This window comes from Pseudoxanthomonas wuyuanensis (assembly GCF_900215535.1).
GTDB classification, from domain to species: domain Bacteria; phylum Pseudomonadota; class Gammaproteobacteria; order Xanthomonadales; family Xanthomonadaceae; genus Pseudoxanthomonas_A; species Pseudoxanthomonas_A wuyuanensis.
This window is the reverse complement of the sequence record NZ_OCND01000001.1, coordinates 80,998-107,828: the sequence shown is the minus strand read 5'-3', so window position 1 is coordinate 107,828 and position 26,831 is coordinate 80,998. Positions and strand designations below refer to the sequence as shown.

At 66.9% G+C, this 26,831-nt stretch carries 27 protein-coding genes; 3 read left to right on the top strand and 24 right to left on the bottom strand.

Going from position 1 to position 26,831, the window contains the following annotated elements; genetic code table 11:
* Positions 1-257: 257 nt before the first annotated feature.
* Positions 258-893, bottom strand: coding sequence for a YdbL family probable chaperone protein (locus CRO39_RS00545; RefSeq protein ID WP_097119925.1), 636 nt, complete (start codon positions 891-893; stop codon positions 258-260).
* Between the two features lie 17 nt (positions 894-910).
* Positions 911-2,929 (bottom strand): hypothetical protein, encoded by a 2,019-nt coding sequence (locus CRO39_RS00540; protein ID WP_097119924.1) that lies wholly within the window; start codon positions 2,927-2,929, stop codon positions 911-913.
* A 34-nt stretch (positions 2,930-2,963) separates the two neighbouring features.
* Here CRO39_RS00540 and CRO39_RS00535 point away from each other — a divergent pair, with 34 nt between their 5' ends.
* Positions 2,964-3,668 carry an Hpt domain-containing response regulator gene (locus CRO39_RS00535; RefSeq protein WP_238394588.1) on the top strand — a complete coding sequence of 235 codons (705 nt, stop codon included), beginning with the start codon at positions 2,964-2,966 and terminating at the stop codon, positions 3,666-3,668.
* Positions 3,669-3,812: 144 nt separating this feature from the next.
* Here CRO39_RS00535 and recO read toward each other — a convergent pair whose 3' ends face one another.
* The 9 genes from recO to rpoE all read right to left on the bottom strand — a co-directional run bounded on the left by recO (position 3,813) and on the right by rpoE (position 12,686).
* Positions 3,813-4,547 carry a DNA repair protein RecO gene (gene recO, locus CRO39_RS00530; protein WP_097119922.1) on the bottom strand — a complete coding sequence of 245 codons (735 nt, stop codon included), beginning with the start codon at positions 4,545-4,547 and terminating at the stop codon, positions 3,813-3,815.
* A 92-nt stretch (positions 4,548-4,639) separates the two neighbouring features.
* Entirely contained in the window at positions 4,640-5,593 is a 954-nt protein-coding gene (gene era, locus CRO39_RS00525; protein WP_162125764.1) for a GTPase Era, read from the bottom strand.
* The gene (rnc, locus tag CRO39_RS00520) at positions 5,590-6,252 is read right to left on the bottom strand and encodes a ribonuclease III (protein ID WP_097119920.1); all 663 of its coding nucleotides are present in this window, start codon (positions 6,250-6,252) and stop codon (positions 5,590-5,592) included. Before rnc ends, era begins: the two co-directional genes overlap by 4 nt.
* Before the next feature lie 3 nt (positions 6,253-6,255).
* Positions 6,256-6,636 (bottom strand): DUF4845 domain-containing protein, encoded by a 381-nt coding sequence (locus CRO39_RS00515; protein WP_097119919.1) that lies wholly within the window; start codon positions 6,634-6,636, stop codon positions 6,256-6,258.
* A gap of 46 nt (positions 6,637-6,682) precedes the next feature.
* Positions 6,683-7,477, bottom strand: a complete 795-nt coding sequence (gene lepB / locus CRO39_RS00510; RefSeq protein WP_097119916.1) for a signal peptidase I — start codon at positions 7,475-7,477, stop codon at positions 6,683-6,685.
* A 111-nt stretch (positions 7,478-7,588) separates the two neighbouring features.
* Positions 7,589-9,382 (bottom strand): translation elongation factor 4, encoded by a 1,794-nt coding sequence (lepA, locus tag CRO39_RS00505; RefSeq protein ID WP_162125769.1) that lies wholly within the window; start codon positions 9,380-9,382, stop codon positions 7,589-7,591.
* Between the two features lie 188 nt (positions 9,383-9,570).
* Positions 9,571-11,073 (bottom strand): DegQ family serine endoprotease, encoded by a 1,503-nt coding sequence (locus CRO39_RS00500; RefSeq protein ID WP_097119914.1) that lies wholly within the window; start codon positions 11,071-11,073, stop codon positions 9,571-9,573.
* 90 nt (positions 11,074-11,163) lie between these two features.
* The gene (locus CRO39_RS00495) at positions 11,164-12,069 is read right to left on the bottom strand and encodes a sigma-E factor negative regulatory protein (RefSeq protein ID WP_097119913.1); all 906 of its coding nucleotides are present in this window, start codon (positions 12,067-12,069) and stop codon (positions 11,164-11,166) included.
* Complete coding sequence (gene rpoE, locus CRO39_RS00490; RefSeq protein WP_097119911.1) at positions 12,066-12,686, bottom strand: RNA polymerase sigma factor RpoE; 621 nt, start codon at positions 12,684-12,686, stop codon at positions 12,066-12,068. The genes CRO39_RS00495 and rpoE overlap by 4 nt, the downstream gene beginning before the upstream one ends.
* Positions 12,687-12,917: 231 nt before the next feature.
* On the opposite strand from rpoE, the gene CRO39_RS00485 reads away from it, so the two are divergent.
* Positions 12,918-14,993, top strand: coding sequence for a 3-hydroxyacyl-CoA dehydrogenase NAD-binding domain-containing protein (locus CRO39_RS00485; RefSeq protein ID WP_097119909.1), 2,076 nt, complete (start codon positions 12,918-12,920; stop codon positions 14,991-14,993).
* A gap of 269 nt (positions 14,994-15,262) precedes the next feature.
* The gene (locus CRO39_RS00480) at positions 15,263-15,895 is read left to right on the top strand and encodes a hypothetical protein (protein ID WP_141400661.1); all 633 of its coding nucleotides are present in this window, start codon (positions 15,263-15,265) and stop codon (positions 15,893-15,895) included.
* Positions 15,896-15,982: 87 nt separating this feature from the next.
* Here the strand turns inward: CRO39_RS00480 and CRO39_RS00475 are convergent, their stop codons facing one another.
* The 13 genes from CRO39_RS00475 to rpmF form a co-directional block, all read right to left on the bottom strand.
* Positions 15,983-16,267 carry a DUF6959 family protein gene (locus CRO39_RS00475; RefSeq protein WP_097119905.1) on the bottom strand — a complete coding sequence of 95 codons (285 nt, stop codon included), beginning with the start codon at positions 16,265-16,267 and terminating at the stop codon, positions 15,983-15,985.
* A 190-nt stretch (positions 16,268-16,457) separates the two neighbouring features.
* Entirely contained in the window at positions 16,458-16,811 is a 354-nt protein-coding gene (locus CRO39_RS00470; protein ID WP_097119903.1) for a PilZ domain-containing protein, read from the bottom strand.
* Positions 16,812-16,825: 14 nt separating this feature from the next.
* Positions 16,826-17,803, bottom strand: a complete 978-nt coding sequence (locus CRO39_RS00465) for a DNA polymerase III subunit delta' (protein WP_097119901.1) — start codon at positions 17,801-17,803, stop codon at positions 16,826-16,828.
* Positions 17,800-18,447, bottom strand: coding sequence for a dTMP kinase (gene tmk, locus CRO39_RS00460; RefSeq protein ID WP_097119900.1), 648 nt, complete (start codon positions 18,445-18,447; stop codon positions 17,800-17,802). The genes CRO39_RS00465 and tmk overlap by 4 nt, the downstream gene beginning before the upstream one ends.
* The gene (mltG, locus tag CRO39_RS00455; RefSeq protein WP_425479653.1) at positions 18,444-19,472 is read right to left on the bottom strand and encodes an endolytic transglycosylase MltG; all 1,029 of its coding nucleotides are present in this window, start codon (positions 19,470-19,472) and stop codon (positions 18,444-18,446) included. The genes tmk and mltG overlap by 4 nt, the downstream gene beginning before the upstream one ends.
* Before the next feature lie 142 nt (positions 19,473-19,614).
* Positions 19,615-20,976 carry an aminodeoxychorismate synthase component I gene (locus CRO39_RS00450; protein ID WP_097119898.1) on the bottom strand — a complete coding sequence of 454 codons (1,362 nt, stop codon included), beginning with the start codon at positions 20,974-20,976 and terminating at the stop codon, positions 19,615-19,617.
* Between the two features lie 114 nt (positions 20,977-21,090).
* Complete coding sequence (gene fabF, locus CRO39_RS00445) at positions 21,091-22,329, bottom strand: beta-ketoacyl-ACP synthase II (protein ID WP_097119897.1); 1,239 nt, start codon at positions 22,327-22,329, stop codon at positions 21,091-21,093.
* A gap of 103 nt (positions 22,330-22,432) precedes the next feature.
* The gene (acpP, locus tag CRO39_RS00440) at positions 22,433-22,672 is read right to left on the bottom strand and encodes an acyl carrier protein (protein WP_014161144.1); all 240 of its coding nucleotides are present in this window, start codon (positions 22,670-22,672) and stop codon (positions 22,433-22,435) included.
* Between the two features lie 146 nt (positions 22,673-22,818).
* Positions 22,819-23,562 (bottom strand): 3-oxoacyl-ACP reductase FabG, encoded by a 744-nt coding sequence (fabG, locus tag CRO39_RS00435; RefSeq protein ID WP_097119896.1) that lies wholly within the window; start codon positions 23,560-23,562, stop codon positions 22,819-22,821.
* 43 nt (positions 23,563-23,605) lie between these two features.
* Positions 23,606-24,547, bottom strand: a complete 942-nt coding sequence (gene fabD / locus CRO39_RS00430; protein ID WP_274382258.1) for an ACP S-malonyltransferase — start codon at positions 24,545-24,547, stop codon at positions 23,606-23,608.
* Between the two features lie 104 nt (positions 24,548-24,651).
* Entirely contained in the window at positions 24,652-25,449 is a 798-nt protein-coding gene (locus tag CRO39_RS00425; protein WP_097120721.1) for a BUD32 family EKC/KEOPS complex subunit, read from the bottom strand.
* An 80-nt stretch (positions 25,450-25,529) separates the two neighbouring features.
* Complete coding sequence (locus CRO39_RS00420; protein WP_097119894.1) at positions 25,530-26,525, bottom strand: beta-ketoacyl-ACP synthase III; 996 nt, start codon at positions 26,523-26,525, stop codon at positions 25,530-25,532.
* 84 nt (positions 26,526-26,609) lie between these two features.
* Positions 26,610-26,804 (bottom strand): 50S ribosomal protein L32, encoded by a 195-nt coding sequence (gene rpmF / locus CRO39_RS00415; protein ID WP_097119893.1) that lies wholly within the window; start codon positions 26,802-26,804, stop codon positions 26,610-26,612.
* Positions 26,805-26,831: the final 27 nt, after the last annotated feature.

Below are 26,831 nucleotides of genomic sequence, written 5' to 3'. Positions count from 1 at the left end.
CGCGCGCCTTGGCGAACGCCCGGCGCGCTGCGCCGGGCCGGTTCGGGCCGCGAAGCGGAACGAGACTGCGGCCCGACGTAAAGACACGACGTCGTCAGAAGGGCGGAGCACCCCCTGCCCGACGGCCGGCGACTCCCGCCGAAGCCGATATCCCCGGAAACGGGAGAAGAATCTTTTCTAAAGGGAATTGGGGGGATTTGCTGTTGCCTTTCAAAAAGCAGAAGCGTTCCCGCCTCCTACCTCCCGGCGCCCTTCCCTCACTTCTGCTTCCAACTCCCGCCGGCATCCTGGTACCACCAGCCGCTGCGGGCGCTGGCGATCCACTGCTGGGCGAAGGTGGAGCGGATCTGGTCTTCCCATTCCGGGTGGCCGTTGGCCACGGCGATTTCCTTGTACACCGCGCGGCGGTCGCGGTTGTCGTCGGCCACGGCCTGGGTGGTGGCCACGCGGTCCTTCAGCGCCAGCTTGGAGGCGTCGCGCACTTCGACCATGCCGTCGCGGGTCAGGCCCAGCGCGCCGGCATCGAAACCGGCCTGCAGCTGGTTGCGGAAACGATCCGCCATGCGGTTCTGGATGGCCTGGATCGCCGGCGTCTTGATGTTGATGTCGGCACTGCCTTGACCAGAAGTGCTCTGCGCATGCGCGCTGCCGATGCCGACCAGCGCCAGCCAGTCGAAGCCCACATCGCGCTGCGGCATCAGCGATGCGCTGCCGCCACCCGGGCGCGGGGGTTCCGGCGCCGGCTGGGCGGCGGGCGCCGCTTCGTCGCCGATCACCTTCTCGACGAATTCGCGCGCCGCTTCCTTGGCCTCGGCGGCCGGGAAATATACATTGATGGTGACGCAGGCACTAAGCAGCGCCGCGGCGAAAGTGGTACCGATCCAACGATGCATCTGCAATCTCCCAAGGTTCATTCGAATACCGGCCTGCTCTCGCCCTGCGTCACCGCCACCAGCCGCTCGACCAGTGTCGGCCAATCGACCTGGCGGTTGAATCCGACCACGGTCAGGCGTGGAATGCCCGCGCCCTGCACGATAATAAAGCCCGCACCGGCTGAACCGAGCCCGTCCATCGCGCAGACCTCCTGCGCCAGCCGGCAACGGATGCCGATGGCGCGGTAGCCGAAATCATCGAACAGCTTCAACGCCTGCGCCTGCAGACCGCTGCCCAGGCCGCCGCCGCCGCCCACGCTGGACAGGTCCTGCACCGCACGCTGGCTGATGCGGCGCTTGCCGCGCCAGGCCGGGTCGGTGTGCAGATCCGCGTCGAACGCCTGCGCGGTCCAGTCCACCAGCCGCAGTCCGCTGATGCGGCCATCCAGCGCGCCGGTGATTTCGCCGAACCCGAACACCTCGGTCAGCGGCTGCAGGTTCAAGTCATCCAGCACGATGTCCGCCGACAATGTGGGCGCGACGCCGAACGGCCGCTCCATCGACAGCCCCGACACCTGCACGGTGCCGTCGAACATATGCGCGGTCAGCACGCCGTCCAGGTCCAGGCGCTCGTCGGCGTAACGCACGCGCGGGATGCGGCCGTTCAAGTTGCCGCGGAACGCCGGCCAGTCCAGCGCCTGCGCCAGCCGGCCCAGATCCAGATTCTCCAGGCTCAGACCTATATCGAAGCGCATGCCGCGGCCGGCACGGGGCGGCTGCAGGTTGAGGCCTTCGAAGCGCAGCGCACCGCCCAGCGCCGGCACCGCGACCGCCTGCCGCAGCCCGATGACGCCTTCGCCGCTGTGCAACGGCAGCTCAGCCGCGCCGAACGCCAGCCCATGCAGTTCGCCGCCACGCCAGCGCAGCGCGCTGTCCTCGCCTGCGCCCACGGAAAACGCCGGGTTGCCGTTGAGCCCGTCGAAGCGGAAGCGATCCTGCGCATCGGCCAGCGAGACATCCTGCAAGCGCATAGAAACCCGGCGCAGCTGAGCCTGCTGCAGGAGCAGTTCCGCCGACAGCGCCCCATCCATCCGCAGTCCGCCCAGGCCGAACAGGCCCAGCCAGCCGCTCAGATAGCGTTCGCGCAGCGGCGCGATGTCGCGCGCCTGCAGTTGCAGCGCCGCGTCGCTGAGCTGCAGCGAGGGCGAAACGCCCAGGCTGCCTTGCACGCTCAGATTGCCGTCGTCCCAGCGCAGCTGCGGCAGCTGCCAGCCGCCTCCCGGTTGCGAGGCCGCGGCGACGCTCACCGCCACCGGCGCGGCCGGCAGCGCGATATAGCCGTTACCGAACAGCATTTCGCCACCGCGCAATTCGCCCTCCACGCTGACCAGCGAGCGCTGCGGAAAGCTGCGGTAGTCGATGGCCAGTTGCGCATCGACGCCTTCGGCGGCGATGCTGCCGTCCGGCGTGTCCAGTCCCAGGCCGGCGACATGCAGCGGGCCGCTGACACGCAACGGGCGATCGGCCGGCGTATGCACGTCCAGCCGTCCGCCCAGCGTGCCGGCGGTCAGGTTGGCGTCCGACCAGACCCGTTTGACCAGCGCCTGCGCCCACGCCACCGGTACCGCCGTCAGATCCAGCCGGGTGATGTCCGGGGCGGCGGCGTTGCGGTGAACGCCGAATGTGGCGTTCGCGCCCGACAGCACCGCATCGGTGGTCGCCGCGCCCAGATCCAGCGACAGCCGCAACGGTTTGCCGCCGCCGGCGCGTACTTCGCCGGCGCAGCGCCAACCCTGCTCACTGTTGCGTTGCAGCGGACAGCGCCAGCTGAGCCGGTCGAAACGGTAGCCCATATCCGCCGCCACCACCCGCTCCGCTTCCAGTTCCAGCGTGCCGCTGTCGGCCGCCGCGTCCCATTGCAGGCGCAGCTGGACGCCCTGCAGTGTCGCCACCGGCGTGCTGATCCGTGCGATTTCCGCGCTCAGCGTACGCGCCTGCGCCGGCCTGGCCGCGGCCAGGCAGCACAGCAAAAGCAGCGGTAAGATGCGGGCGGACATGGAGTGCAGGATAGCGATGTCGGACAAGCACGCAATGAAGCCCCGCCTGCTGCTGGTGGAAGACGACCCCATCAGCAGCCGCTTTCTGTCCACGGTCCTGCAGGCGTTGCCCGCAGATGTGGATATCGCCGGCGATTGCGCCGCAGCGCTTGCCAGCGCCGGCGGCCATGCACTGTGGCTGATCGACGCCAACCTGCCCGACGGCAGTGGCAGCGAACTGCTGGCCCGGCTGCGGCAACGGTCGCCCGCCACGCCGGGAATCGCGCACACCGCCGACGGGTCGGCTGCGCTGCACCAGCAACTGCTGGACGCGGGCTTTGCGCAGGTGCTGGTCAAACCGCTGACGGCGCAGGCGCTGCAAACCGCGGTCCGCGACGCGCTGACCGGGGCCGCCGGCGCGACCTCGAAGACCGCGCCGGCCGCCGCTGCCGATGCCATGGCCGACTGGGACGACGAAGCGGCGCTGCGCGCGCTGCATGGCAACGCGCAGCATGTCGAACAGCTGCGTGGCTTGTTCCTGGCCGAACTGCCATCGGTCTGCGAAAAGATCGCCGATGCGTTGCGTTCGGACGATGTCGCCGGGCTGCAGGCGGCATTGCACCGCTTGCGCGCCAGTTGCGGTTTCGTTGGCGCGGCACGGCTGGCTGCGGCGGTCCAGCAACTGCAGGCCGCGCCGGCATCGCCGCAGGCACGGACCGAATTCCAGGCCGCTGCCGGGGCGCTTGCCGCGGCCGGTTGAGCATTGCCGCCCGGGGGACATTCCATGCGGTCGGTCCCGCCGGGACCCGCTGCCTAGGGGCAATCGGCCAGCGGTCGGGCTTCATCGGGGCGTGATATCGCCCCCCGCACCGGCGTTCGCAGCCACCGGCAGGAACTTCCGGCGCTACGGGCGGCGCGGCGTCAACCGCGCCAGGTCGCCCAGCATTTCCCAGGATTTGAGCCCCTTCGCACCCAGGTGATGGGACAGTACCGAGCGCAAGGCCAACCTGAGACTGGCCAGATCCTCGCTGTCCGGTTGCCGGTCGCCGGCCAGCGCCAGCAATGCCCGCCCGGTCGCCGCCTGGCTGCGGTCCTCGCGCCCGCGGTCGCTGAGCAGCCGGCGCGGGCCGTGTTCGGGATCCAGCCGGTAGCGCGCGGCAGGATCGATGGCGATGCCGTCGCCATCGCAATCCAGCGCGAATCCCGAACCCAGCGCTTCCAGCAGGTCGCGTTCGAACCGGCGCAATGTCCACGCCAGCGAATCTCCCTTGCCCAGATCCGCGCGCGCCCGCGCATAGGCCCGGTACAGCTCCGGATGCGGGTCATGGCGCGGCGCCAATCGCAAGACCAGTTCGTTGATGTAGAAAGCCGCCAAGGCGGCGTCGCCGGCCAGGCGCGGGGCGGCGTCCAGCGCCTCGGCAGTCATCAACCGCGCCAGTTCCCCGCGCAACTCCGCGTCCAGGCGAATATGCTGCAACGGCTGCAGCGCCGCGCGCAACACATGCCGTTTGGGCCCCTGCACGCCGCGGGCGACCAGGCCGATGCGGCCGTGCTCCTCGCCCAGCACCTCGACCAGCAGGCTGGTCTCGCGCCAGTGCCGCGTATGCAGGACGAAGGCGGATTCGCCGGTTATGCGCATGAGGAAAGCAGCGAATGGCAAAGGGTCAGGAGTAAAGAGTAAAGAGAAACAGCGCTGTCCGCCCTTCACCATCTACCGTTTACCCTTCGCCGCTACTCATATCCGAACGCTTTCAGCGCGGTCTCGTCGTCCGACCAGCCTTCGCGTACGCGCACCCAGGTTTCCAGGAAGACCTTGCGGCCGAACAACCGCTCCATCTGCAACCGCGACTTGCTGCCGATTTCCTTCAGGCGCGCTCCGCCTTTGCCGATGACGATGGCTTTCTGGCTCTCGCGCTCCACCCAGATCACCGCGCCGATGCGCAGCAGTTCGCCCTGCTTCAACGAGGTGTCTTCGGCAAAACGTTCGATTTCCACCGTCGTGGCGTAGGGAAGCTCGGCGCCAAGTTGGCGCATCAGCTGCTCACGCACCAGTTCGCCGGCCAGGAAACGCTCGCTGCGGTCGGTGATCTCGTCTTCGCCGAACATCGGCGGCGCCTCCGGCAGCAGCATCAGCAACTCTTTGACCAGGGCGTCCAGTCCGTTGCGCTTGAGCGCGGAAACCGGATGCACGCCGGCGAAGGTACGGCCCTGGCTGACCTGCGCCAGGAACGGCAGCAACGCGGATTTGTCGCGCAGACGGTCGATCTTGTTGACGATCAGCAGTACCGGGATGCCGGCATCGCTGAGCACGTTGTAGGCCAGGGTGTCTTCGTCGTCCCAGCGCCCGGCTTCGATCACCAGCATCGCCGCGTCCACGCCTTCCAGCGCGCCGCGCGCGGCCCGGTTCATCACCTTGCTCATCGCCGAGGCGGAAAATTTGCCCTGCTGCCTGTGCAGGCCCGGCGTGTCCACCAGCGCGATCTGCCCGGCCGGCGCGTCCTTGCCGGCGGCAAAGGTGGCGATGCCCAGCAGCCGGTGGCGGGTGGTCTGCGGCCGGTTGGAAACGATGCTGATCTTGGCCCCGACCAGGGCGTTGGTCAGGGTCGACTTGCCGACATTGGGGCGGCCGATCACGGCCACGCTGCCGCTGCGATGGGGTGTTGTCTGGTTCACCACGGTGCTCATCTGAAGGCATCCAGCTGTTCTATCAACGCCGCCGCCGCAAGCTGCTCGGCATTGCGACGCGAGGTTCCCTCGCCCTCCGCCATCAGCGGCGGGTCCAGCGTCAGGCATCTGACCAGAAAGCTCTTGGCGTGATCGTCGCCGCTTTCGGCGACCAGTTCGTAGGCCGGCAATGGACGTTGCCGGGCCTGCAGCCACTCCTGCAACCGGGTCTTGGCATCCTTTTCCGGGCGCCCTACCGGCAGCGCATCCAGCAGCGGCTCGAACCAGGGCAGCACGACCGCGCGGCAGGTTTCGAACCCGGCATCCAGGTAGACGGCGGCAACCACCGCCTCAAGCGCATCGGCCAGGATCGAATCGCGCCGATGGCCGCCGGATTTCATCTCGCCCGGTCCCATCGTCAGCCGCGCCCCCAGCTCCAGCTGGCGCGCGATGGCGGCCAGCGAGGCTTCGCGCACCAGTTCGGCGCGGGCGCGGGTCAGTGCGCCCTCGTCGGCCTTCGGCCAGCGCTCGAACAGGGCCTCGGCGACCAGCAGGTTGACCACGCTGTCGCCCAGGAACTCCAGCCGCTCGTTATGCGGCGCACCGGCGCTGCGATGGGTCAGGGCCTGCGCAAGCAAACCCTGATTGGCGAAACCATGTCCGATGCGATCGACAGGCAAACCCTATTCCGCCGAACCCTTGCGGGTCAGCGCCTGTTCGGTGTTGAACACGCCGACCACATCCAGGTTGCCGACCATCGGACGACGCACTTCGTAGCTGACCTTCATGTTCCAGCCGCCCTCCATGCGTTCGATCTTGACGTTGTTCTTCTTCACGCTTTCCGAATAGTTGATGTAGAGGCGGCGGAAGAACAGATCCTGGATCTTGGAAGGATCCATGTCGCCGATACCCGGCTCCGATGCCAGTCCCTTCATCGCCGACCGCACGGCGTAGTACTCCTGGTACATCGGGAACAGCTTCATGCCGATATAGGCGGCAAAACCGACCACCGCCAGCACCACCAGAAAGCCGATCAACGTCATGCCGCTCTGCTTGCGCTTCATTGCCTATCCCCCGTAATACCGCGTTGAAGTGTGTGGCCGGACCGCGCTACTGGATGCGGTTGCCGATCCGCGATGCGTCGAAACTGCCCTTGCAGAACCATCCTTCGCAGTTCAGCCAGATCAGGAACGCCTTGCCGCGCAGGTTCTCTTCCGGCAGGAAGTGGCTCTGGGTCCACAGCCGGCCGTCCTCGCTATTATCACGATTGTCGCCCATGACGAAATAGTGCCCGGCCGGGACCAGCCACTCGCCCTCGCCGACGTGGCGGTCCAGCCCCTCCAGGATCTGGTGCGGACGGCCCGGCAGCTGCTCTTCCAGCAGGGCCGCGCTGTCCATGCCGAAGGCCACCCCGCGGCCGCTGTAGGTGCCGATGGTCTGGTAGGTCAACGCCTGGCCGTTGATGGACACGGTATTGCCCTGGAAGCCGATGCGATCGCCCGGCAAGCCGATGACCCGCTTGATCCAGTTGTTCTGCGGGTCGTGCGGCGGCTTGAACACCACCACGTCGCCGCGCTTGGGCTCGCCGATGGCGACAACCTTCTGGTTGTTGATCGGCAGGCGCAGGCCGTAGGCGAACTTGTTGACCAGGATGAAATCGCCGATCAGCAGGTTGGGCATCATCGAACTGGACGGAATCTTGTACGGTTCGGCAACGAAGCTGCGCAGCACCAGCACGATGGCCAGCACCGGGAAGAACGCGCGCGAATAATCGACCAGCACCGGCTCTTCGTCGAGCAGGCCGCCGCGGGCGGCGCGCCGTTTGGCGAAGAACAGCTTGTCCAGCAGCCAGATGACGCCGGTCAGCACGGTCAACACGACGAGGATTGTTTCGAACCAGACCATACGTTTTCCTAGAACGGGAATCGAGAATAGGGAGTCGGGAATGGAGAAAGCGGGAACGGACATCCGGGTTTCATGGCGCTCCGATTCCCCATTCCCGACTCCCTGCTCCCGTTATTTGCTATCCACCTGCAACACCGCCAGGAAGGCTTCCTGCGGAATCTCCACGCGGCCCACCTGCTTCATCCGCTTCTTGCCCTCTTTCTGCTTCTCGAGGAGCTTCTTCTTGCGGCTGATGTCGCCACCATAGCATTTGGCCAGCACGTTCTTGCGCATCGCCTTGACCGTGCTGCGGGCGATGATCTGCGAGCCCACCGCGGCCTGGATGGCCACATCGAACATCTGCCGCGGAATCAGTTCGCGCATCTTCTCGGTCAGTTCGCGTCCGCGGCGGTCGGCATGGCTGCGGTGCACGATCAGGCTCAGCGCATCCACCTTGTCGCCGTTGATCAGCGTGTCCAGCCGCACGAACGGGCCCGGCTGGAAGCGCAGGAACGCATAGTCCAGCGAGGCGTAGCCGCGGCTGACCGACTTCAGCTTGTCGAAGAAATCCAGCACCACTTCGGCCATCGGCAACTCGTAGCTGATCTGCACCTGGCTGGCCAGGTACTGGATGCCGATCTGCACGCCGCGCTTTTCCTCGCACAGCTTGATGATGGCGCCGATGTAGGCTTCCGGGGTCAGGATGTTGGCGCGGATGATCGGTTCGCGTACCTCGTCGATCAGGTTCGACTGCGGCAGTTTGGCCGGATTGTCCAGCGAAAGCACCGTGCCATCGGTCTTCAGTACTTCATACACCACCGTCGGGGCCGTGGTGATCAGATCCAGGTCGTACTCGCGTTCCAGCCGCTCCTGCACGATCTCCATGTGCAGCATGCCCAGGAAGCCGCAGCGGAAGCCGAAACCCATGGCTTCGGAGCTTTCCGGCTCGAAGCGCAGCGCGGCATCGTTCAGGCGCAGCTTTTCCAGCGCCTCGCGCAGCGCCGGGTAGTCCTCGGCATTGACCGGGAACAGGCCGGCGAACACGCGCGGCTGCATTTCCTGGAAACCCGGCAGCGGTCCCGGCGCCGGGTCGCCGGCCAGCGTCAGCGTGTCGCCGACCGGGGCGCCGTGCACGTCCTTGATGCTGGCGGTGATCCAGCCCACCTCGCCGGCGCCGAGCTTCTTCAGCTCCTTGCGCTTGGGGGTGAACACGCCGACCTTGTCGACCTCATGGGTGCGCCCGGTCGACATGACCAGGATCTTGCTCTTCGGGCCGATCTCGCCCTGCATCACCCGCACCAGCGAGACCACGCCCAGGTAGTTGTCGAACCAGGAATCGATGATCAGCGCCTGCAGCTTGTCGGTATCGCGCGGCACCGGCGGCGGGATGCGGCGGACGATCGCCTCCAGCACCTCTTCCACATTCAGGCCGGTCTTGGCGCTGACCGCCACCGCGTCCTCGGCATCGATGCCGATGACCGCCTCGATCTCGGCCTTGGCGCGCTCGATGTCGGCGGTGGGCAAATCGATCTTGTTCAGTACCGGCACCACTTCCAGGCCCTGCTCGACCGCGGTGTAGCAGTTGGCCACCGACTGCGCCTCCACGCCCTGCGCGGCATCGACCACCAGCAGCGCGCCCTCGCAGGCGGCCAGCGAGCGGCTGACTTCGTAGCTGAAGTCGACATGGCCGGGGGTGTCGATGAAGTTCAACTGGTAGGTCTGGCCGTCGCGCGCGGTATACGGCAGCGACACCGACTGCGCCTTGATGGTGATGCCGCGCTCGCGCTCGATCGGGTTGGAGTCGAGTACCTGGGCCTCCATCTCACGGGCCTGCAGGCCGCCGCAGATCTGGATGATCCGGTCGGCCAGGGTGGATTTGCCGTGATCGACATGGGCAATGATGGAGAAGTTGCGGATCAACCGCATGGAATCAGAGGACATAGGGGCGGCGGCCGCAGCCGTCGTCGGAAGTGGTCGGGATTAACGCGGCATTATCGCACGGCCGGGACCGTCGATTGGCCCCGACAGCAAAAGGCCCGCCGCGGCGATGCGGCGGGCCTGGCGGCTGATGCCTGCTGGCCGGCCGCAGGACGCGGCCGGAGGGCAAGCAGAACTCAGTCCGCTTTTTCCACAACTACCGGGATGAAGGTCGTGGCGCCACCGCGCCGTACCAGCAGCATCACCGTATCGCCTGGCCGGGCGGAGGCCAGTTGGCGGTTCAACTCCGCCGGACTGCCGACCGCAGTGCGCCCCACCTGCAGGATGACCATGCCCGGCGCCAACCCTGCCTCGCGGGCCGCCGTACCGGTCACGCGACTGATCATCACGCCTTCGCCGCTCTTCAGGCCCAACTGGCGGCGCGCGTTGGCGTCGACTTCCTGCGCGACGATGCCCAGCGCATTGGTCGCCGGGGCCGCCGATGGCGCACCAGGCGCGCTCTGCGACGGCGCTGCCGCCGTACCCGTGCCTTCGTCCAGCTCCGTCAAGGTCACCGTGAACTCGCGCGGCTTGCCCTCGCGCAGCACCGTGACCTTGGCGCGCGAACCTGGTGTCAATGCACCGACCAGGGGCGGGAGTTCGCTGGACTGGTTGACGGCAGAACCATTGAACGAAGTTATGACATCACCGATCTCGATGCCCGCCTTGGCAGCCGGGCTATCGTCCAGCACCTGGTTGACCAACGCGCCGCGCGCATCTGGCACCTTCAGGCCCTTGGCCTTGGCGCTGTCCAGCGGCTCGACAATAACACCCAACTGACCACGGCTGACCCGCCCGCTCTTCTTCAACTGATCCACCGCGCTCATCGCCAGATCGACCGGAATCGCGAAGCTGATGCCCATGTAGCCGCCGGACATCGAGAAGATCTGCGAATTGATGCCGACCACTTCACCGCGGGTATTGAGCAGCGGACCGCCGGAGTTGCCCTGGTTGATGGCCACGTCGGTCTGGATGAACGGCACGTAGCGCTGCTCGGCCGAGGCGCTGCGCCCGGTGGCGCTGATGATGCCGGCGGTGACCGAATGGTCCAGCCCCAGCGGCGAACCGATGGCGACCACCCATTGGCCGGGCTTGACCGTCGCCGAGCTGCCCAGGCGCACGGTCGGCAGGCTCTTGCCGTCGATCTTCAGCAGCGCCACATCGTACTGCTGGTCGCTGCCGACCACCTTGGCGGTGAATTCGCGGCGGTCCGGCAAACGCACCTTCACTTCGTCGGCGCCGTCGATGACGTGATGGTTGGTCAGCACGTAGCCGTCGTCGGAAATGATGAAGCCCGAACCCATCGAAACGCCGCGGCGGCCCTGCCCCGGTTCGGGCATCTGGATGCCCGGCGGCAGCATGCGGCGGAAGAATTCGGGGATCTCGTCTTCCTGCATCTGCCCGCGGGTCGACTGGCGGCCGCTGCTGCGCGCCTCGATGTTGACCACGCCGGGACCGACCTGTTCCACCAGTGCGGTGAAATCCGGCAATCCGGTCACCAACTGCGGGGCGCTGGACTGCGCCGCGACAGGCGCGGCGATTGCCGGCTGCGGCGCGGACTCCGGCTGCTGCGCGCACGCGGCCAGCGGCGTGGTCAGCATCAGCAGGGTCAACAAAGGCTTACGGGCGCTGTGGATCATCGAAAGCATGCCTCGATAGTGAGAGAGAACGGAGAGCGGCGGGCATCCCAGCCGCGGTGGAGCGAACCGGCGCAGGCGCGGACGTCGCGGTCAGTCCTGCGCGTCCGACTCGGGCAGGGCAACCGGCGGCGAGGCCGGCAAGCGCGGCTCGAACGGATAGAAGGTCTGCCCGGACTGTCCGCTGCTGAGTCCGGCATTGAAGCCACCGGCCGAATACTGCGGCAGCGCCGAACGCGGCCACGGCCGTGCCTGCGGCGTGTCCAGCGGCGTGGCTGCGAACGGATTGTCCACCCGCTGCACGGCAATGGGCGCCGCGGCAGCGTTCGCCGGCGGCAGCGGCTCGGAAACGGCGGCCACCGCACGGATAGGCTCGCGGGCGACCCGCGCGGCCGCGCTGCGTGCCGCTTGCTGGTTGCGGGTGGCGCTGCCGCGGCTGGCGCTGTCCTGCCGCCGCGGCACGCTGGCGACCGCGACCGTGGCGGCGGCCAGCGATGCTGCCGCCTCGGTGCCGGCCGAAGCGGCAGTCGAAGCTTCAGCCAAGGTGGCGCCGGCCTCGGTAACGTCAGGGGTCTGGCCGGGGGATTGGGTGGCGACGCTCGGCACCGGCGCCGGGACGCCGTCGTCGGCCAGTTGCTGGCGCGCCATGAACAGCGCGACCAGCGCCAACGAAGCCGCCAGCGCACCGCCGCCCCAGCGGGCCAGGCGGTTGCGGCCGATTGCCGCATTGGCCACCGAAGCGCCCGCTGCGGCCAGGGCCGGTTCGGACGCCACCATCAACGCCACGCGGCCGGCGAAATCGGCCGGTGCCGGCGCCTGCGCCTGTCCGCGCAATACGTCGCCGAGCAGCTGCCAGCGTTCCCAGCAGCCGGTCAGCTCTTCGTCATGCTGCAGGCGGCGCAGCAGGAATCGCGCCTGGTCCGGCGCCAGCGCGCCATCCATCAGCGCAGAAAGCTGCAGATGGTAGTGATTGTCCAGTTTGTCGAACTCGGCGGTCATGTGCGGGCACGCTCCCGGGTGGCGCTGTTGGAATCGAGCAAGGGTCGCAACTCGGCATCGATGGCTTCGCGCGCGCGGAAAATGCGCGAACGTACCGTGCCGATGGGGCAATCCATCTTCTGCGCGATTTCCTCGTAGCTCAGACCGTCCACCTCGCGCAGAGTGATGGCGGTACGCAATTCTTCCGGCAACCGGTCCACTGCCTTCATCACCGTGCGCTCCATTTCCTGGCGCATCAGCTCGCGCTCCGGCGTATCGGTGTCGCGCAGGCGGCTGCCGGCGTCGTACTGCTCGGCGTCGCTGGCGTCCACGTCTTCGGTGGGCGGGCGTCGGTTGTGGGCGACGAGATGATTCTTGGCGGTGTTCACGGCAATCCGGTGTAACCAGGTATAGAACTGGGCGTCGCCGCGGAAATTGCCCATCGCGCGGTAGGCGCGGATGAACGTTTCCTGGGCCACGTCCTGGCACTCGCTCCAGTCGCGGATGTAGCGGCCGATCAACGCCAGCACCCGATGCTGGTATTTGCGCACCAGCAGATCGAAAGCCGCGCTGTCGCCGCGCTGCACGCGCCTGACCAGCTCGAGGTCCAACTCCTGTGTCGAATCTGTTCCGGCCATGCCGGGCCGCACTCCTGTCAGCTCGGTCATGGACCGGGCACTGTGACCGCATAAGCGGAAAAAAGTTCAGCGGCAATCCAAAACCGCCGGAATATCAAGAATTTAACCTGCGGCAAAGGATCATCGCCCCTGCCGCCGGTCATACCCTGTCATCGATATGCGGATTTGACGCGGGTTAAACAACCTCGGGATGATAGCGGTCTTGTCCATACGTGAACGGATGGTCCCTACATGGCCGCAAACTTCGATGGGCTGCGATTCAGCCACTGGCAGACCGAACTGCGCAGCGACGGTATCGTGGTGCTCAGCTTCGACCGTCAGGGCGCCAGCGTGAATGCGTTCTCGCAGGATGCATTGATCGAACTGGGCGATGTGATCGAGCGTCTGGCCATCGAGCCGCCCAAGGGCCTGCTGATCCGTTCGGCCAAGGCAGCCGGTTTCATCGCCGGGGCAGACCTGACGGAATTCCAGGAGTTCGACCGCAAGGGCACCGTCACCGACGCCATCCGCCGCGGCCAAATGGTGTTCCAGAAACTGGCCGAGCTACCCTGCCCCACGGTGGCGGCAATCCACGGCCACTGCATGGGCGGCGGCACCGAGATTTCGCTGGCCTGCCGCTACCGGGTGGCCAGCAACGACCCGTCCACCCGCATCGGCCTGCCGGAAGTCAAGCTGGGCATCTTCCCCGGCTGGGGCGGCAGCGCACGGCTGCCGCGCCTGGTCGGCGCGCCGGCGGCGATGGACATGATGCTGACCGGGCGTACGCTGTCGGCCTCGGCCGCGCGCGCCATCGGGCTGGTCGACAAGGTCGCCGACAAGGCGGTGCTGGAAGATGCGGCCATCGCGCTGCTGCAATCCGGCCAACCCCGTCCGTTCAAGCAGCGCTTCACCGGCTGGATCAGCAACACCTGGATCGCCCGCCAGATCCTGGCGCCGCAGATGAGCAAGCAGGTGGCGCGCAAGGCGCCCAAGGCGCACTACTCGGCGCCGTACGCGCTGATCGGCGTCTGGCAGAACGCCGGCGGCAAGGGCATCCAGGGCCGGCTGGACGCCGAACGCAAGGCAGTGGTGAAACTGGCCTCCACCCCGACCGCGCGCAACCTGGTGCGCATCTTCTTCCTGACCGAGCGCCTGAAGGGCCTGGGCGGCAGGGAGCATGGGATCAACCACGTACATGTGGTCGGCGCCGGCGTGATGGGCGGCGACATCGCCGCGTGGTCGGCCTACAAGGGTTTCGAGGTCACCCTGCAGGACCGCGAGCAGCGCTTTATCGATGGCGCGATGGCGCGCGCCAATGAGCTGTTCGCCAAGAAGATCAAGGACGAATCCAAACGCCCGGCGGTGGCCGCAAGGCTGAAGAGCGATCTCAACGGCGATGGCGTACCCGATGCCGACCTGGTGATCGAGGCCATCATCGAGAATCCGGAAGCCAAGCGCGAGCTGTACCAGTCCGTCGAACCGCGCCTGAAGCCCGACGCGCTGCTGACCACCAATACCTCGTCGATTCCGCTGGTCGAACTGCGCGAACACATCCAGCGTCCGGCGCAGTTCGCCGGCCTGCATTACTTCAATCCGGTGGCGCTGATGCCGCTGGTGGAAATCATCCGCCACGACGGCATGTCGGCCGACACCGAAAAGCGGCTGGCCGCGTTCTGCAAGGCCATCGACAAGTTCCCGGTGCCGGTGGCCGGCACGCCCGGCTTCCTGGTCAACCGGGTGCTGTTTCCGTACATGCTGGAAGCGGCCACCGCCTATGCCGAAGGCATCCCGGCGCCGGTCATCGACAAGGCTGCGGTCAGGTTCGGCATGCCGATGGGCCCGATAGAGCTGCTGGATACCGTGGGCCTGGACGTGGCCGCCGGCGTCGGCCAGGAACTGGCCCCCTTCCTTGGCTTGAGCGTGCCGGCCGCGCTGGGCAATGTGGAGCAGGGCAAGCGCGGCAAGAAGGACGGCCAGGGCTTGTACAAGTGGGAACAAACCGATAAAGGCAGCAAGCCGGTCAAACCCGAAGTGGCCAAGGACTACCAGGCGCCGTCGGACCTGGAAGACCGCCTGATCCTGCCGCTGCTCAACGAAGCGGTGGCCTGCCTGCACGATGGCGTGGTCAGCGACGCCGACCTGCTGGATGCCGGGGTCATCTTCGGCACCGGTTTTGCCCCGTTCCGCGGCGGTCCCATCGCCCATATCCGCGCCACCGGCGCCGATGCGCTGCAGGAAAAGCTCAAGGCCCTGCAGGTCCGTTATGGCGATCGCTTCTCGCCACGCCCAGGCTGGGATTCGCCGGAGCTGCGGCAGCCGGCGGACTGAGTCCGACCGAAGGTCACCGGCAAGGCGGGCGCCGATGGCGACCGCTTTCGCGTCGCGCCAATCGTCGCGTTCGGGTATCAAGCCATGTCGGACTCGTCGGCCCCGCGCACGCGGCTACGACGAATTATCGATTCCAGAACGGCGCTTGATGCGAAACACTGCAAGGTGTCGTGAACGAAGTTTGAAAGCCCGTTGCCGTTTGCGGAGGTTCCCGCCCAATCCGCGGTTCCAGGCTTTCGCCCTCCCCCTACAACATGGAAGTCTTTCCGATGCGCCAGTGGCTGTATGCCTTGTTGCTTTGCACGTTGTCCGCGGCCGCATGGAGCGCGCCCGCCGATGAGGAAGCGGTGCGCGCCGCCTTCCAGGCCTACAAGACCGCCGTCCTCGATCGGCAAGGCGTCAATGCTGCCGATCGGGTTACCTCCGGCACATTGGACGCCTACCAGCGCTATCGCGAGCTGGCCTTGAACGGCGACCGCGCAACGCTGCAAGCGCTGCCCATCACCGACCGCCTGCAGGTGCTGATCATCCGTCACCGCGTTCCTACCGGCCAACTGCATGCGATGAACGGGCGCGCCGTCTTCATCTATGCCGTCGACCGCGGCTGGATTGGCCGCGAAAGCGTCGTACGCACCAGCATCGGCGAGGTAAGCGTGGATGGCGATACCGCTACCGCCGGCATGCGCATGGGCCAGGCGGAAACTCCTATGAACTTCGAATTCCAGCGTCAGCAGGGGCAATGGCGATTCGACCTGATGCCGGTGATCCGCATGTCCGAAAGCGTGTTCGCCCAGATGGCCGAGCAACACCGCATCAGCGAAAACCAGCTGGTGATGAACCTGGTGGGCGCCGTCTCCGGCCAACCGGTGGACGACAGCATCTGGGACGCTCCTGCGAAGTAACCGCCGCTGTCCGGATACGGCAACGGCAGCGGCTCGCGCCGGGATGGCGCTCCTACAGGCGGTCGCGACTCGCCTCGCTCCAGGCCGCTACGACGCGTCCGGTTCGCGAAACGGCACCGGAATGTCATGCTCTCCCAGCACCGTCTTGTAGTGATCCAGGTAGGCCAGAAGGCCATCGCGCAGTTCGGTCAACGCTTCGTACGCGTCCTCGGCCAGCGCTTGCCTGCCGGCCGCGCAGACTTCGTCCGCCTGCCGGAACAGCGCATACAGCAACTCGCCCTGCACCAGCACACCGGGAAACTTGCGCCCCGGGTGGCGAAGGACCACCGCATTGGTGCGGTCCGAATAGATCTCGACAGTTTCGCGATACATAGAACCCCTCCCCAAGGATCGCTACGCAAACGAGTCGACGGGATTCTACGCCCAACAGATCGCTGGAGTGGAAATCCGCCCGCCGCCGGCACAGATCCCACAGCGCTGCGTTGAGTCGCCGGTTGGCGGAAAACGGAGGAAGCGCCAGCAGGCGTTGAACATTGCCCAGGGCCGGCCTGGTGCGCGGTGGCTACATCGTATGGGTGGGCTTTTCCGCGTTCAGGGTGCCGGCCAGCAGGGTTTCGATCTTGTTCTTGACCGCTTCGCCTTCGCTGCTGTCGGCGAACTGCACGCCGATGCCGGCGATGCGGTTGCCCTGGGCGCCCGCAGGGGTGACCCAGACCACCTTGCCGGCCACCGGCAGGCGTTCGCTGGAGTCGGGCAAGGTCAGCAGCAGGAAGACCTCATCGCCCAGGAAATAGCGCTTGGGCGTGGGCACGAAGATGCCGCCGCCTTTCATGTACGGCATGTAGGCATTGTAGAGCGCGGCCTTGTCCTTGACCGCCAGCGACAGGATGCCTTGGCGTCCACCTGCTGCATTCATTCGCGATTCTCCCGTTATTTGCGTATAGCGCCGGCGCTGCGCGGACGGTCGTTACCGGCCCAGGACAACAACAGGTCGATCAGCGCCAGATCGCCGCGCACCGTAGTCCGCAACAGATCGCGGGTACGGTTGGCGGCATCGAACCATGCCGCCAGCTTGTGCAATCGTGCCGCATCGGTCAAGCCATCAGTCCCGGCCTGCGCCAGCACCCAGTCGGCGGCGTGACGAAGACGCGCATCGGCCAGATCGTCGGCCGCCCAGCGCTGCGCGGTCTCGATGACGCCAAGGTCGCCGCGTTCGAGCTTGATCAGATCGTTGGCGACGGCCTTGCGCAGCGCCAGGCCGTCTTCACGCAGCCATCGATCGGCCAGGCCGGGATGTCCGCGCGCTGCGGCCAAAGCTTCGTCCGCATCGGCAGCGCCATGGCCCTGCTGGCGCAGCCAGGCCAGCGCTTCGTCGTGCGCGGGCAGGCGGAATTCCAGCCGTTGGCAGCGGCTGCGTATGGTCGCCGGCAGCCGCTGCGGCTGCGCGCTGACAAGCCACAGGTAGCGGCCCGGCGCGGGTTCTTCCAGCGTCTTCAGCAGCGCATTGCAGGCCGAGCGGTTGATCGCATCGGCCGGGTCGATCAACACCACCTGCGCCACGCCGTACTGCGCGGTCAGCGACAGCTTCTGCGAGACCTCGCGGATCTGTTCGATCACGATCTCGGTGCGCAGCTTGTCGCCGGTCCTGTTGGGAACGAACGAAACCAGCTGGAAATCCGGATGGGTGCCGGCGGCGATCAGTTGCGCGGTGCGGTCGCTGGCGGGCGGCTGGCCACCGTTCAATACGTGATGCGCCAGCCGCAGCGCGACTGCGCGTTTACCCAGTCCGGCCGGTCCGCAAATCAGCAGGCCGTGGCCCAGGCGGCCGGCATCCAGCGCGGCCACGGCGTGATCGTAGGCGCGCTGCTGCCATGGCGAGAATGCGCCGGTGTCGGCATTGCCGCTCACGGCAATTGCTCCAGCCAGTCCGTCAGCGCCCGGGTCACCGCCGCACCGACCTCGGCCGGCGAGCGGCTGGCGTCGATCAGGCGGAAGCGCTGCGGTTCGGCGGCGGCGCGCTGGCGGAAACCCACCCGCACGCGTTCGAAGAAATCGTCCTGCTCGCTTTCGATGCGGTCCGGCCACAGATCCCGGCCGCTGGTGCGCGCACGGCCTTCGCGCACATCCAGGTCCAGCAACAGGGTCAGGCCCGGGCGGATGCCCACCGCACGCCGTTCCAGCGCCTCGATCCAGGCCGGGTCCAGACCGCGGCCCGCGCCCTGGTAGGCATAGCTGGAATCGGTGAAGCGATCGCTGACGACGAAGGCGCCGCGTTGCAACGCCGGACGGATGATCTGGCGCACATGCTGGGCGCGCGCGGCGAACATCAGCAGCAGCTCGGTTTCCGGTTCCAGCGTTTCGTCCTGCGGGTTGAGCAACAGCTCGCGGATGCGTTCGGCCAGCGGCGTGCCGCCGGGTTCGCGGGTCAGCGCCACCTCGTGCCCGCGCGCGGCCAGCAGTTCGCGCACGGCCGCGATCGCGCTGGTCTTGCCGGCGCCTTCGCCGCCTTCCAGGCTGATGAAATGCGGATGGCTGAGTACGGCTTCGGTCATTGCCCGGATGCCTCCTGCAGCGTGCGCCGGCGCGTGGCCAGATAACGCACCACCGCGGCGTTGTGCTCGGCCAGCGTGGCCGAGAACACATGCCGGCCGCTGCCATCGCCAACGGCGACGAAGAACAACGCATCGCCGTCCTTCGGGTTGACCGCCGCGTGCAGCGCATCCCTGCCCGGCATGGCGATGGGCGTGGGCGTCAGGCCGCGCCGGGTGTAGGTGTTGTAGGGCGTATCGGTCAGCAGATCGCGCTTGCGGATATTGCCGTCATAAGCGCTGCCGATGCCGTAGATGACGGTGGGGTCGGTCTGCAGCGGCATGCCCAGTTTGAGCCGGCGGGCGAATACGCCGGCGATTTCCGGGCGTTCGGAGGCGATACCGGTTTCCTTTTCGATAATCGACGCCAGGATCAGCGCTTGCTCGGCCGATTGCAGCGGAACATCCGGGCGGCGCGCCGCCCAGGCTTCGTCCAATGCCTTCTGCATCGCGGCGTGGGCGCGCTTGAGCACGTCCAGGTCGCTGTCGCTGCGCGAGTACAGATAGGTTTCCGGCAGGAAGCGGCCTTCCGGGTGCTGGCCGGCGTGGCCCAGCGCCGCCATCAGCGCGGCATCGTCCAGCTCGGCGGTCCGCTGCTGCAGCGGCGCGGCTGCCCGCAGCGCGGCGCGCAACTGGCGGATGTTCCAGCCCTCGACCAGGGTGAAGCGGTACTGGATGATCCGGCCGCTGCGCATGTTGGCCAGCAACCGGCGCGGGGTGATGCCGGGCGACAGCGCGTATTCGCCAACCTTGAGCTGGCTGTCGGTGCCGGACTGGCGCGCCAACAACCGCCATTCCAGATCGTGGCCGGTCTGTACGCCCTGCCCGCGCAACTTGCGCAGCACGCCGGCGAAGGAGTCGCCGCGGGCGATTTCCACGGCCTGCCCGGCGACGAGACCGGCGATGGGCTGGTCGGCGAACGTCTGGTAACGCTGCCACAACCAGGCCCCGGCGGCGGCCGCTGCCAGCAGCACCAGCACGAAAGCGATAACGATGGTGCGGCAACCGCGTTTGCAACCTGAAGCCACGAGTTCCTCGAATTCCGGTTCCGGCCGTGCAGGATACCCGGTCGCCGTCTCAGGCTGTAGGCGTCGCGTCCTCGCCGCTGCGACGGCGCGGGACGCGAAGCGGCTATCCCTGCAAGGCCTTCAGCATGCCGCGGGCCTTGGCGCGGGTCTCGTCCAGTTCCTTTTCCGGGAGCGAGTCGGCAACGATGCCGGCGCCGGTGCGGAACACGACTTCGCTGCCGCTGTCCTGCGGCAGGACCTCGGCGCTGCGGATCAGGATGTTAAGATCCAGATCGCCATCGCGGTTGAGCCAGCCGAACGCGCCGGTATAGGCGCCGCGAGGGGTCCGTTCCAGCTCGGCGATGATCTGCATGCAGCGCACCTTGGGGCAGCCGGTGATGGTGCCGCCGGGAAAGGTGGCGCGGATGACATCGCCCGGGGTCGCGTCGGCGCGCAGATGGCCGCGCACATTGCTGACGATGTGGTGCACATGGGCGTAGCTTTCCACGCTCATCAGTTCGTCGACCTGCACGCTGCCGGGCACGCAGACGCGGCCCAGATCGTTGCGTTCCAAATCGATCAACATCACATGCTCGGCACGTTCCTTGGGATGGCCGACCAGTTCGCGGATGCGTTCGGCGTCGTCGTCGCCGGGAAAGCGCGGGCGGGTGCCGGCGATCGGACGGGTTTCGACCACCTCGCCGCGGATCGACACCAGCCGCTCCGGCGAGGAACTGGCCACCGCCCAGTCCGGGCCTGCGAACAGGCCGGCGAAAGGCGCCGGATTGGCGGTGCGCAGCCGCGCGTACAGCGCCGCCGGTTGCAACGGCCTATCGAACCGCGCGCGCCAGCCGCGCGACAGATTGACCTGGAAGATGTCGCCGGCGGCCAGGTAGTCGAGAATGCGGCGCACGCCATCGGTAAAGCGTTGCGGCGGCTCTTCGTCGATGCGCGAAGGTTCGCGCCAGGCGGGCAACGGCGGCAGCGATGCGCTGGCCGCGATGTCGTCGGTGAGCGCATCCAGCAGCGCAGCGTGGCCGGGTTCTGCCAGCGCCACGCAATCGCCGCTGCTGCGGTCGCGCAGGATCGCCGCCGGGCAGCGCAGCGCCAGCGCGACCGGCCGACCGTCATCGGCCTGCGGCAGTTGCAACACCGGTTCGACCTGCTGGGCCAGTTCGTAGTCCAGCAGCAGCGCCCAGCCGCCGCGGAACGGCCAGCGCGGCTCTTCGCGCGGCAACCGCTGCGCCTGCCACTGGCGATCCAGGGCAGCCAGGAAATCGCCGGCCTCGACGCCGCCCTGCAGCGTGCGGGTGATGCCGTCGGCATCCAGCCGCAGGCCGTCGCCGTTGGCGACCAGCAACAGATCCCAGCGCCCCTGCGCGGTGCCGGAGGCCACCGATTCCAGCAGCGCCGGGTAGCGCTGCGGATCCTGCCGGTGCAAAGCCAGCAGGTCGGTGTCGGACGGCAGCGCGCGGGTTTCGATCATCGCTCGTCATCCCGGCGCAGGCCGGAACCCAGTGTCGTAGTGTTCGGATGAAGCCGGAGGCGCTGGGTCCCGGCCTGCGCCGGGACGACGTGATGGATGCCGTCGGTACAGCGATCAGATGCGCTTGAACACCAGCGTGCCGTTGGTGCCGCCGAAGCCGAAGCCGTTGGACATGGCAACGTCGATCTTCTTCTCGCGCGCCACGTTCGGCACGTAGTCCAGATCGCAGCCTTCGCCCGGCTCGTCCAGGTTGATGGTCGGCGGGATGATGCCGTGATGGATCGCCAGCACCGAGAAGATCGCTTCCACGCCGCCGGCCGCGCCCAGCAGGTGGCCGGTCATCGACTTGGTCGAGCTGACCATCGCCTCGTAGGCGTGGTCGCCCAGCGCGCGCTTCATCGCCAGGGTTTCGGCCAGATCGCCCAGCGGGGTGGAGGTGCCGTGGGCGTTGAGGTATTCCACCTGGTCGGGATTGAGCCTGGCGTCCTTCAGCGCCGATGCCATGCAACGCGCCGGACCTTCGCCGTTCTCGCTGGGCGCGGTCATGTGGTAAGCGTCGGAACTGGCGCCGAAGCCGGCCAGCTCGCAGTAGATGCGCGCGCCACGGGCCTTGGCGTATTCGTATTCCTCCAGCACCAGGATGCCGGCGCCGTCGCCCAGCACGAAGCCGTCGCGGTCCTTGTCCCACGGCCGCGAGGCGCGGGTGGGATCGTCGTTGCGGGTGGACATGGCCTTCATCGCGCAGAAGCCGCCCACCGAGGTCGGCGACGAGCCGCGCTCGGCGCCGCCGGCCACCATCACGTCGGCGTCGCCGTACTGGATCATGCGCATCGCCATGCCGATGGAATGGTTGGAAGTGGCGCAGGCCGAGACCGCGGAGAAATTGGGCCCCTTGATGCCCTTCATGATGCTCAGATGCCCCGGCAGCATGTTGATGATGGTGCTGGGGATGTAGAACGGCGACACCTTGCGCGGGCCACCCTCGTGCATCTTGATGGCGGTTTCCTCGATGCCGAGGATGCCGCCGATGCCGGCGCCTATCAGCGCGCCGATGCGTTCGGCGTTGGCTTCGGTCACTTCCAGCCCGGAATCCTCCATCGCCATCAGCGAGGCGGCGATGCCGTAGTGGATGAACGAATCCATCTTCTTGGCGTCCTTCGGCGACACGAAGGCGGTGGGATCGAAATCGCGAATTTCGCCCGCGATACGGGTGGTGAACGCGGATGCGTCGAAACCGGTGATCGGGCCAAGGCCGGAACGGCCGTTGACGATACCGTCCCAACTGCTGGCCAGATCGTTGCCCAGTGGCGACAACATGCCCATGCCGGTGACAACAACGCGACGCTGGCTCATACGCAACTCCTCATGAATCTTTGCACCCTACGCAGGCGGATTGACGCCGAATACGCGCGGGGCCGCATTCGCGGCCCCGACACGAATCATCAGAACAACGGGATTACGCCTTGACGTGTGCCTTGACGTAGTCGATGGCCTGCTGCACCGAGGTGATCTTCTCGGCTTCTTCGTCCGGGATTTCGCACTCGAACTCTTCTTCCAGCGCCATCACCAGCTCGACGGTGTCGAGCGAATCGGCGCCCAAATCATCGACGAACGATGCACTGGTGGTGACTTCTTCTTCTTTGACGCCAAGCTGTTCGACAACAATTTTCTTGACGCGTTCTTCGATGCTGCTCATGGATATCGCTCCAGACGGAGATGGGTGACTAGTTTGAGATGCCCCGCATCAGCGAGAGCAAACCGGTGGATAGTTTAGTGGAAAGCGGCGGCGACGGGCAGCTGCCTTTAATTGCCGCCGAATCAAACACTTACATCAATTATCGATCACGGCATATACATGCCGCCATTCACATGCAGGGTTTCGCCGGTGATATAGCTGGCCGAAGGACCGGCCAGGAACGCTACCGCCTTGGCGATATCGGCCGCTTCGCCGAGCCGGCCCAGCGCAATCTGCTGGGTCAGCGCCTGCCTGGATTCCTCCGGCAGGTCCTTGGTCATGTCGGTGGCGATGAAACCGGGCGCGACCACATTGACGGTGATGCCGCGGCTGCCGATTTCCTTGGCCAGCGATTTGGAGAACGCGATGATGCCGGCCTTGGCCGCCGCGTAGTTGGCCTGGCCGGCGTTGCCGGTGACGCCGACGACCGAGGCGATGTTGATGATGCGGCCCTTGCGCGCCTTCATCATCCCGCGCAGCACCGCCTTGGAGGTACGGTAGACGCTGGACAGGTTGGTATCCAGGATCGCCTGCCAGTCGTCGTCCTTCATCCGCATCAGCAGGTTGTCGCGGGTGATGCCGGCGTTGTTGACCAGGATCGAGATGGGGCCGAATTCCCTGGCGATGGCTTCCAGCAGGGCTTCCACCGCGGCGGCGTCGGTGACGTTGAGCGCGCGGCCGTGGCCGCCGGCCGCGGCCAGGCGCTCGCCGATGGCCAGCGCGCCGGCTTCCGTGGTCGCCGTGCCGATGACGGTGGCGCCCAGCGCGGCCAGTTCGTCGGCGATGGCGGCGCCGATTCCGCGGCTGGCGCCGGTGACGAGCGCAATCTCACCCTGCAATGGTCGGGTCATTCCGGGTTCCTCTTCTTTGTTCGGTAGCGCGGGCGAACGACGCTTAGTGTATCCAATCGGACAATGCGGTTTCGTAGTCGGCGGGTACGGCCAACGAACGCGCGTCCAGCGATTTGTCGATGCGCTTGATCAATCCGGTCAGCACTTTGCCCGGACCGCATTCGGCAACGCCGGTGGCGCCGGCCGCGGCCAGCGCCTGCACGCATTCGCTCCAGCGCACCGGCAGGTACAGCTGGCGCACCAGCGCGTCGCGGATGGCGTCGACGCTTGCATGCACCTGCGCGTCCACGTTCTGCACCACCGGCAGCGCCGGCGCGCGCCAGTCCAGGCCGGCCATCGCCTCGGTCAGGCGGTTGGCCGCTTCGCGCATCAGCGGCGTATGCGAGGGAACGCTGACCGCCAGTTTGACCACCTTGCGTACGCCGCGCGCGTTCAGCAGCGCGATCGCGCGGTCCACCGCTTCGGTATCGCCACCGATCACGATCTGGCCGGGCGAGTTGTAGTTGGCGGGCACCACCACGCGGCTGTCCGATGCTTCCGCGCAGACTTCGGCGACCACCGCATCTTCGGCGCCCAGCACCGCCGCCATCGCGCCGATGCCCTCCGGCGCGGCTTCCTGCATCAACTGGCCGCGCAAACGCACCAGGTGCGCGCCCTCGCGCAACGACAGCGCGCCTGCGGCCACCAGCGCGGTGTACTCGCCCAGGCTGTGTCCGGCCATGACGACGGGACGGGTGCCGCGCTGCGCGTTCCACAGCCGCCAGATGGCGATGCCGGACGCCAGCAACGCCGGCTGGGTGTATTCGGTGCGGTTGAGCATCTCTTCCGGGCCGCCCTGCGACAACGCCCACAGGTCGACGCCGGCGCCATCGGAAGCTTCGGCGAACGTGTCGCGTATCTGCGGGTGCAGTTCCGCCAGTTCGGCCAGCATGCCTACCGATTGCGAACCCTGGCCAGGGAAAACGAAGGCGATCTTCGGGGAGATGGGCGACGGTTGCGTCACTCGGTTATCCGGCAGCAAAAACGAGCGTGCGATGATACGGGCGAAATGGCGGGATTGTCTGTACCCAGGCGTATGCAGCCGCGGCGTCAGCCGACCCCTTCTGCCAGCAATCTGAGCAGGTCCAGATCGCCGTCGCTGACCCAGTCCATCATCAGGACGGTGAACACCAGCAGCATCGAAGTCGCCGAACGGATGGCGAAAATCGCATTGCCCAGCGCGCGCGCGGAGCGTCCCAAGCGGCGGCTGAAACGCACCAGCCAGTGCAGCCGGTAACCGACCTGGCGCGCATGGCGGCTCACCGTCGGCGGATCATCGCGCATGGCCTGCCTGAGCAGCGCAGCGAGCGCCTCGCGGCGACCGTCGTAGTACCTGGCCACGCCGTAGGCGAACATCAACCAGTCGCGCGCCTGCGCCTGCGCCAGGGTCATCACTTCCAGCGGGTCTTCCTCGAAATCGAGAAAGCCGATGCCATCGTCGCTGAGGGTCATGTTGCGCGGCAGCGGCTGGCCGAAGTAGCCGCCGCGCCGGTGCGCATCGGCGATCGCCTGCAACGCTCTGCCGGTCAGCGCATCCAGTGCGGCCGGATCGTTCTTGAGCTTGCGCAATTGCGACGACAGGGTCGGCCCGATATCGCTGAGCATCAGCGAATGCTCGCCCTCGCCCAGCGTGGCCGGCACACGCACACCCAGCGCGCGCAGTTCCTGCAGACGTCGGATTTCCACCTGCTTGGCCTGCTCTCGGGTATACCGCGGCGGCGGCCGCAACGGCGCAAGCGCCAGCCAGCGGGTTACCCGCGCCAGCGCGCCCAGACGAAATACGCGGCGACTATCGCCGTATTGCTTGAGCCAGGCGGCATGTCCCTGGACTTCGAAAGATTCCACCATCGCCATCCCCTCCTGGACATATCCTTGTCCCGCGGCACCAGCCGCGGCGCCGGCTGATGCGTTCCTGCGAGCAAGCCCGCTCAGTAGCGCAGCAGCGCTGAACCCCAGGTAAAACCGCCGCCGAAGGCTTCCAGCAGCAACAACTGGCCGCGCTGGATGCGGCCCGAGCGCACCGCTTCGTCCAGCGCCAGCGGCACCGAACCGGAAGAGGTGTTGCCGTGGCGATCGACGGTGACGATCACCCGCTCCATCGGCATATCCAGCCGCTTGGCGGTGGCTTCGATGATGCGCAGATTGGCCTGATGCGGAATCAGCCAATCCAGGTCGTGCTTGTCCAGGCCGTTGGCGTCCAGGGTTTCGTCGACAACCGAGTCCAGCGCCTTGACGGCGTACTTGAACACGTCGTTGCCCTTCATGTTGATGCGGATGCCGTTGTTGGGCTCATCGGCCTTGAAACCGGCCGAAACCCCGACCGGGTTCCACAGCAGTTCCTTCTTGCTGCCGTCGGCATGCAGGTGGGTGCTGAGGATGCCGGTTTCGGTATCGGCCTTGAGCACCGCCGCGCCGGCGCCGTCGCCGAACAGCACGCAGGTGGTGCGTTCGGTCCAGTCGATGATGCGGCTGAGGGTCTCGGTGCCGATGACCAGCGCAGTCTTGACGTCGCCGCAGCGGATGAACTTGTCGGCCACGCTGAGCGCGTACAGGAAACCGGAACAGGCGGCGTTGACGTCCATCGCCGCGCAGCCGTCGGCGCCCAGGCGGGCCTGGATCAGGCAGGCGGTGGACGGAAAGATCAGGTCCGGGGTGGTGGTACCCACCACGATCATGTCGATCTCGGAGGCATCGACGCCGGCGGCTTCCATGGCCCGCAGCGCGGCCCGGTAGCCCAGGTCGCCGGCAGTCTGGCCTTCGGCGGCGATATGGCGTTCGCGGATGCCGGTGCGGGTCCGGATCCACTCGTCGCTGGTATCGACCTGTTTGGCCAGGTCGTCATTGGTCAGGACCTTGTCCGGCAAATAGCTGCCGGTACCGGCGATACGCGCGTAAATGCGCCCGTTGGACTCCGGCTGACTCATATCCGCTCCCGTTGCTTGGCCCGCAACGGGGCCCTGGACCACACGTCATTGCAGCAGGCGCGCCGCACCGGCGCGCCCGCGCAATCAATCTTCTTCGACCGCCGAGGTCTTGGTGGCGATGACCTTCTTGCCACGGTAGTAGCCGTCAGCGGTGACGTGATGACGCAGGTGGGTCTCACCGCTGGTGGGATCGGTGGACAGCTGCTTGGCGGTCAGGGCGTCATGCGAACGGCGCTGACCACGACGGGACGGGGTGACTCGGGATTTCTGCACAGCCATGGGATTGCTCCAGCTCCAAACTTGTAA

What these genes read in the sequence shown, in the direction of transcription:
- recO (WP_097119922.1), bottom strand. Translation starts at nt 4,547, where the DNA reads ATGCGCATAACCGGCGAATCCGCCTTCGTCCTGCATACGCGGCACTGG.
- CRO39_RS00495 (WP_097119913.1), bottom strand. Translation starts at nt 12,069, where the DNA reads ATGACCGCCGAGTTCGACAAACTGGACAATCACTACCATCTGCAGCTT.
- rpmF (WP_097119893.1), bottom strand. Translation starts at nt 26,804, where the DNA reads ATGGCTGTGCAGAAATCCCGAGTCACCCCGTCCCGTCGTGGTCAGCGC.
- fabF (WP_097119897.1), bottom strand. Translation starts at nt 22,329, where the DNA reads ATGAGCCAGCGTCGCGTTGTTGTCACCGGCATGGGCATGTTGTCGCCA.
- lepB (WP_097119916.1), bottom strand. Translation starts at nt 7,477, where the DNA reads ATGGTCTGGTTCGAAACAATCCTCGTCGTGTTGACCGTGCTGACCGGC.
- CRO39_RS00420 (WP_097119894.1), bottom strand. Translation starts at nt 26,525, where the DNA reads ATGAGTCAGCCGGAGTCCAACGGGCGCATTTACGCGCGTATCGCCGGT.
- CRO39_RS00540 (WP_097119924.1), bottom strand. Translation starts at nt 2,929, where the DNA reads ATGTCCGCCCGCATCTTACCGCTGCTTTTGCTGTGCTGCCTGGCCGCG.
- CRO39_RS00450 (WP_097119898.1), bottom strand. Translation starts at nt 20,976, where the DNA reads ATGATCGAAACCCGCGCGCTGCCGTCCGACACCGACCTGCTGGCTTTG.
- CRO39_RS00500 (WP_097119914.1), bottom strand. Translation starts at nt 11,073, where the DNA reads ATGATCCACAGCGCCCGTAAGCCTTTGTTGACCCTGCTGATGCTGACC.
- fabG (WP_097119896.1), bottom strand. Translation starts at nt 23,562, where the DNA reads ATGACCCGACCATTGCAGGGTGAGATTGCGCTCGTCACCGGCGCCAGC.
- acpP (WP_014161144.1), bottom strand. Translation starts at nt 22,672, where the DNA reads ATGAGCAGCATCGAAGAACGCGTCAAGAAAATTGTTGTCGAACAGCTT.
- CRO39_RS00515 (WP_097119919.1), bottom strand. Translation starts at nt 6,636, where the DNA reads ATGAAGCGCAAGCAGAGCGGCATGACGTTGATCGGCTTTCTGGTGGTG.
- CRO39_RS00480 (WP_141400661.1), top strand. Translation starts at nt 15,263, where the DNA reads ATGCGCCAGTGGCTGTATGCCTTGTTGCTTTGCACGTTGTCCGCGGCC.
- CRO39_RS00425 (WP_097120721.1), bottom strand. Translation starts at nt 25,449, where the DNA reads ATGGTGGAATCTTTCGAAGTCCAGGGACATGCCGCCTGGCTCAAGCAA.
- CRO39_RS00535 (WP_238394588.1), top strand. Translation starts at nt 2,964, where the DNA reads ATGAAGCCCCGCCTGCTGCTGGTGGAAGACGACCCCATCAGCAGCCGC.
- CRO39_RS00485 (WP_097119909.1), top strand. Translation starts at nt 12,918, where the DNA reads ATGGCCGCAAACTTCGATGGGCTGCGATTCAGCCACTGGCAGACCGAA.
- rpoE (WP_097119911.1), bottom strand. Translation starts at nt 12,686, where the DNA reads ATGGCCGGAACAGATTCGACACAGGAGTTGGACCTCGAGCTGGTCAGG.
- CRO39_RS00475 (WP_097119905.1), bottom strand. Translation starts at nt 16,267, where the DNA reads ATGTATCGCGAAACTGTCGAGATCTATTCGGACCGCACCAATGCGGTG.
- lepA (WP_162125769.1), bottom strand. Translation starts at nt 9,382, where the DNA reads ATGCGGTTGATCCGCAACTTCTCCATCATTGCCCATGTCGATCACGGC.
- era (WP_162125764.1), bottom strand. Translation starts at nt 5,593, where the DNA reads ATGAGCACCGTGGTGAACCAGACAACACCCCATCGCAGCGGCAGCGTG.
- CRO39_RS00545 (WP_097119925.1), bottom strand. Translation starts at nt 893, where the DNA reads ATGCATCGTTGGATCGGTACCACTTTCGCCGCGGCGCTGCTTAGTGCC.
- CRO39_RS00470 (WP_097119903.1), bottom strand. Translation starts at nt 16,811, where the DNA reads ATGAATGCAGCAGGTGGACGCCAAGGCATCCTGTCGCTGGCGGTCAAG.
- tmk (WP_097119900.1), bottom strand. Translation starts at nt 18,447, where the DNA reads ATGACCGAAGCCGTACTCAGCCATCCGCATTTCATCAGCCTGGAAGGC.